The sequence below is a fragment of the Limnohabitans lacus genome (assembly GCF_030053395.1).
Lineage (GTDB): Bacteria > Pseudomonadota > Gammaproteobacteria > Burkholderiales > Burkholderiaceae_C > Limnohabitans_A > Limnohabitans_A lacus.
In genome coordinates, this window is sequence record NZ_JASGBH010000025.1 from 1 (window position 1) to 1,266 (window position 1,266).

Genomic DNA, 1,266 nt, shown 5'->3' on the forward strand with positions numbered 1-1,266 from the left:
CGCTCAATGGTGCCAGCATCCAAAGCGTGGCTGGCGTGGCGGCGGACCTGAGCGGACTGACCAGTGCAGACGTCAAGGCCGTGGACGGCAGCACCAGCGCGGTGCTGGCAGTCAACGGCACATTGGACGGTGGAATGATGGCCAGCCTGAGCGGGCGCACCTTGTGGCTGGATGCCACCAACCTCGATGGCGATGCCACCACCACCAACCCCAATAACGCCGCCAGCGTGGGCGACGGCACCAACGACTGGAAAGACAAGGACACGGGCGACGCCTGGGCCCAGACCGATGCCAGCTTGCGGCCGACCTACAGCACCAGCGTGGCGAACCTGGGTGGACTGGCGGGTGTGACCTTTACCCAACCTGCCACCGACACCGGCGTGCACCTGAGCAACACAGGCACTTTGGCCGACATGTCTGGGGCCAGTGGTTTCACTTGGATATCGGTGCAGTCCACGGCCAGCATGAACAGCTTGTTCGCAGGTCATGGCAACTTCACAGATTTTGAGGCTAACACCTTCTACCTTGAGAACAAAGGCGGCAGCCCTGGCGTACCCAACACCGACATGCTGGCGATGACCTGGTCGGGTACTGATGGGGCCAACACGGTGTACCGCGATGGCATGGTGTTTGGCACCGGCACCACCGATCTAGACACTGGCAGCAGCGGCTTTGGTACGCTCAACGCCAATTGGGCCACAACCGACTTCGCGATTGGCGAGCGGCTGTGGGCACCAACACGTACGCTTAACGGCAGCGTGGGCGAGATCGTCATGTTCAACCGGGCGCTGACGGCGCTTGAGGTGCAAGAGGTCAGTACCCAACTGGCCCTCAAGTGGGGCACCGACGGGACTGCTGTCTCGGCGGTGGGCACGGCATATGACTTGTCGGCAAGTACCACCAGCACCACGTTGCTGGCCCAGCGCGCAAAGGGCACAAGCAGTGCTGAGAGCTTTGTGGTGGCCGGCGCAGACGCGGTACAAGCTGGGGGCGGCAATGACACCATCACGCTGCAGGATGTGGCACTGCGTTTGGTAGACGGAGGCGCAGGGTTGGACACGCTCAAGGTGGGGTTCACTGGCACGTTCGATTTGTCGGCATTGGTTTCTAACTACACGGCCAGCACCACAGGACTGCACAAGCTCGAAAGCATTGAGAAGATCGATTTGACGGGCGACGGCAGCCGTGTGTTGGTGTTGACGCAGGCTGATGTGTTGGCCTTGTCGGACAACGACACGCTCATCGTTCAGGCTAAATCCGGGGACA

The 1,266-nt window shown here is 61.5% G+C and carries 1 pseudogene; it reads left to right on the forward strand.

Annotated elements, in window-relative coordinates:
• Positions 1–1,266: pseudogene (locus tag QLQ16_RS15760) on the forward strand (hypothetical protein); the annotation flags it as partial.